Source organism: uncultured Nitrospira sp., assembly GCA_902500695.1.
Taxonomy (GTDB): domain Bacteria; phylum Nitrospirota; class Nitrospiria; order Nitrospirales; family UBA8639; genus Nitrospira_E.
The window spans coordinates 1-3,719 of record CABVRQ010000127.1 but is presented as its reverse complement, the minus strand read 5'-3'; the positions used below and the strand labels follow the sequence as shown (position 1 = coordinate 3,719).

The following is a 3,719-nucleotide window of genomic DNA, read 5'->3' as shown; positions in this document are numbered from 1 at the left end:
ACAGGCATTGAATCGGGGAGACGCTCACTTAAGGGAGAGGTGAAGGATGGGATATCAATTCGATCCTGGCTATGTTGAGGAGCCGTTCAAGAGTCTGTGCGAAGACTATCCAGACTCCACCGTCTATCCAGCCGATGATTTTCGCGTCGAATGGGGGCCCATTTTCCATCGAGGCAGGCTGGATGGATCAGCCCGTGTGCTTGTGATCGGACAGGACCCTGCACAGAACGAATCTATAGTCCGTCGCATTCTTGTCGGCGAAGCGGGACAGCGGACCCAGGGATTTCTGGCAAAACTGGGCATCGAGCGAAGCTACGTCATGATGAATACGTTCTTGTACAGTGTGTATGGGAGTGTGAGTGCGAAGAACAAGAAAGCGCCCGGACTTATCGAATATCGGCACCGTTGGCTGAACGCACTGCTTGTCGGTCAGCAGATTGAAGCGGTCGTTGCATTGGGAACGCTTGCCGATGGAGCCTGGAAGTTGTGGGCGGCGACCGCGGAGGGTCAAAATACGACGGTCACCTATGTGCCCATTCCTCATCCGACGCAGCCGGAAAGCTCATCAAAGGGTGATAAAGAGAAGCTCCGCACTGCCACAAAGGTCATGTTGAACAAGTGGAACGCTGCACTTCAGACTCTCCGTCCCGCGATCCAGCATCCTGATTTCGTGCCATCCTTAACACTTTACGGTGAATCGTGGCAGCCGGGGGACAAAAGCCCTATTCCCGACATTGATTTTCCGCCGGGACTTCCCTCGTGGATGCGTGACCAGGATAATTGGGCCCGGCGTGTGGGAGCCAATGTGAACGCAAAACGGCGCAACATTACCCTCACCGTGCCGAAGGGGGTGGCACCTGAGATATGAGTGCTCCAGCCCAGGGGGGACATCGTTCACACAATGATCCCGTCCGCAAAGGGCGTGGGAACCCAATTGATCCGCTCACTGGACCCAAACTCGCTGTGAGTGGCCGCTTGGTCCTCATGGATAGCGCCTTCACCGTCATTCCTCGTGGGGTGATCTATATCGAGCGAGGGAACATCGCTGCCGTCACTGATGCCGAAGCTCCTGTTCCAACAGGGTTCGAGGGTATTCCCATTGTACGAAGCGGTGGCACTATTTTCCCCGGCCTCATCGAGCTTCACAACCACCTCGCGTACAACGCGTTACGACTGTGGGATGTGCCGAAGACATACCATAATCGCAATCAATGGGCAGGAATTCCCGCCTATCGGAAGCTGATCAGTGGTCCCATGCAGATCATCGGGAAAACCCCGGAGTTGGTTCCAGCCTTGATTCGTTACGTGGAATGCAAAAGTTTGCTCGGCGGGGTGACGACCAGCCAAGGGATACAGTTATTTAGCAACGCCGGCATTCGACGCTTCTACCGTGGAGTCGTTCGAAACGTGGAACAGACTGATGAACCAGAGTTGCCTGAGGCGGATACCAGAATCGCTGACATAGACGCCAGAGAGGCCGCACGGTTTTGGGAGCGTCTTCAGAAGGCCACATGTTTTCTGCTGCATTTAAGTGAAGGTGTGGATGAGGCGGCGCGGAAGCATTTCCGTGCCCTCCAGATCTCAGATAATCAATGGGCCATTGGGAAGCAGTTGGCTGGTATTCACTGCGCGGGGCTGACCGAAGACGATTTCACCATCTACGGGGAACACCAAGGGGCCATGATTTGGTCACCCATGAGCAATCTGCTTCTCTATGGGAAGACGGCGAAGATACAAGCGGCAAAAAACGCGGCTGTCCGGATAGGCATCGGTTCAGATTGGTCACCTTCTGGAAGCAAGAATCTCTTAGGGGAACTCAAGGTAGCCAGATTAGTGAGCCAGGAGTTTGGTTCTGTCTTCAGTGATCGTGAAATTGTGTCAATGGCCACCAGCAATGCGGCAGCGATCCTCCAGTGGGACACGGCTCTCGGGTCAGTCGAAGTGGGGAAGCGCGCGGACCTTCTGATCGTGTCCGGGGTCACCGGCGATCCCTATCAAGGACTCCTACATGCCAAGGAAACAGACATTCGGCTAGTGATGATCAACGGAGTCTCCCGATACGGGCTCCCAGGACTCATGCGCCGGATGGGGGCCTCGGGGGAAAGTCTTAGGATTGGTGGTCTTGAACGGAGGATCTTTCTGCAGCAGGAGACGACAGACCCCACGGTGGGGGCACTCTCTCTCAAGTCTTCAAGCGAGACGCTTCGAAAGGCGCTCCGCCAATTGCCGGAATTGGCCCGCGAGTTGGAACACCCTTCAACCCGTCTGCGTGCTGTATTGTCTGAAGTCATAGGAGGGACGCCACCAAACCAGGAGTGGACCCTTGCGCTCGATGAACTGGAAGATTCCGGAGTAGATCTCCGTCCGCGATTGCCCCTACGTGGCGAAGGGGAGCTCACGGGAGCCTTACGCGCGTTGGATCGAACGGCGAAGCCCCTTTCGGAAATCGTTGAGCCCCTTGAGCTAGACCCTTTAACGGTCGTTGACGACAAGACATTTCTTGATCGGATTGATAGCCAGCCCAATCTTCCCGGCTATGTGAAAGTCGGGCTCCAGACCATGTATTGAAGAGTCAATTGGGGCGGAGTATTTATTGGTCCGACCTTAGTCCGATTAGGCAAAGGTGGGCATGGTGCTTCCGTCGATACCCTACAGCGGAGTTTTTTTCGCCTGTTCCCCTGAAAGCATCTATCGAAATAAGACATTCTATAGCGTCATAATAACTCTACTGGGGATGTTGAATAATCGAAATATTTTGTCTGTTGATCCGCATGTGCATCACCGAGAATCATACGAAAAAATCGGGAGTGTTCAAAAAGGCTCGTCCAGTCCTGTCCTGAGTCCCTCGAAGGAAAGGCCGCAGCCGCTTGGACGGGCGGAGCGTACGGAGAAGAGTACGTGAGCACGGGCAAGCGGCGAGAACGCCGCTGGCGGCATTTTTCAACACTCCTCTACTCAAAAACTGGAGTTTTGCGTTGACTTTCAGTGCTGAATGGACAGACACAAAAATGGGCACCATAGGCTGCTAAGTCGTTGACTCAAACTCCCTAAGTATGCGATTTTCCTAGCGTGCGCCCGTAGCTCAGTTGGATAGAGCACCGGCCTTCTAAGCCGGGGGTCGCTGGTTCGATTCCAGCCGGGCGCACCACGACCAAGGAAACCGTCCTTGGATGCATATATTTTTCTACCTCAGCTTCGCTTCGTCCTAGGCGCTGCCCAGACCCGCACAACCCAGCTATCCTTCCGTTTCTCCTCTTACAGAGCCTCAACAATAAAAGAGATGCCTAAAAATCAGAGCGACCCTTTGACAATGAATTATATGTCCATTATACTGGACAAATGGACATACAAGAAGCTCTGATAGCCTTTGATGCTCTTTCACAGGAAACCCGATTACGTGTGTTTCGCCTATTGGTCGAATTCGGGCCGGAAGGCGCTGCGGCTGGTGCCCTCCGTAAAGCCGTGGACATTCCTCACAACACGTTGTCTTTCCATTTGTCTCATATGAGCAATGCCAAACTGGTTTCGTCTCGTCGAAAGGGCCGGTCAATTATTTACAGCGCGAATTTCGATTTTTTTACAAACCTGATCCGGTTCATGGTGGAGGATTGCTGCAATGCTGAAATGGCCAGTATCCGTGACAGCAAGAAAAAGGGATGCAGCATTATTGAACTAACTCATTGCTGTGAGCCGTCAAAAAAGGAGAAAGCATCATGAAA

The 3,719-nt window shown here is 53.4% G+C and carries 3 protein-coding genes and 1 tRNA gene; all 4 read left to right on the top strand.

Annotated elements, in window-relative coordinates:
- Nucleotides 1-46: 46 nt before the first annotated feature.
- The 4 genes from AAH187_RS18375 (at nucleotide 47) to AAH187_RS18360 (ending at nucleotide 3,717) form a co-directional block, all read left to right on the top strand.
- A complete protein-coding gene (locus AAH187_RS18375) occupies nucleotides 47-868 on the top strand; it encodes a uracil-DNA glycosylase family protein (protein WP_342349942.1) in 822 nt (273 codons plus the stop codon).
- Nucleotides 865-2,568: an amidohydrolase family protein gene (locus AAH187_RS18370; protein WP_342349941.1), complete on the top strand. Its 1,704-nt coding sequence runs from the start codon at nucleotides 865-867 to the stop codon at nucleotides 2,566-2,568. The genes AAH187_RS18375 and AAH187_RS18370 overlap by 4 nt, the downstream gene beginning before the upstream one ends.
- A 503-nt stretch (nucleotides 2,569-3,071) precedes the next feature.
- A tRNA-Arg gene (locus AAH187_RS18365) sits at nucleotides 3,072-3,148 on the top strand.
- A gap of 191 nt (nucleotides 3,149-3,339) precedes the next feature.
- Nucleotides 3,340-3,717, top strand: a complete 378-nt coding sequence (locus tag AAH187_RS18360; RefSeq protein ID WP_342349940.1) for a metalloregulator ArsR/SmtB family transcription factor — start codon at nucleotides 3,340-3,342, stop codon at nucleotides 3,715-3,717.
- Nucleotides 3,718-3,719: the final 2 nt, after the last annotated feature.

Bases quoted from the DNA above. Each gene is read 5' to 3' on its own strand.
- AAH187_RS18375 (WP_342349942.1), top strand. From the start codon at position 47: ATGGGATATCAATTCGATCCTGGCTATGTTGAGGAGCCGTTCAAGAGT.
- AAH187_RS18370 (WP_342349941.1), top strand. From the start codon at position 865: ATGAGTGCTCCAGCCCAGGGGGGACATCGTTCACACAATGATCCCGTC.
- AAH187_RS18360 (WP_342349940.1), top strand. From the start codon at position 3,340: ATGGACATACAAGAAGCTCTGATAGCCTTTGATGCTCTTTCACAGGAA.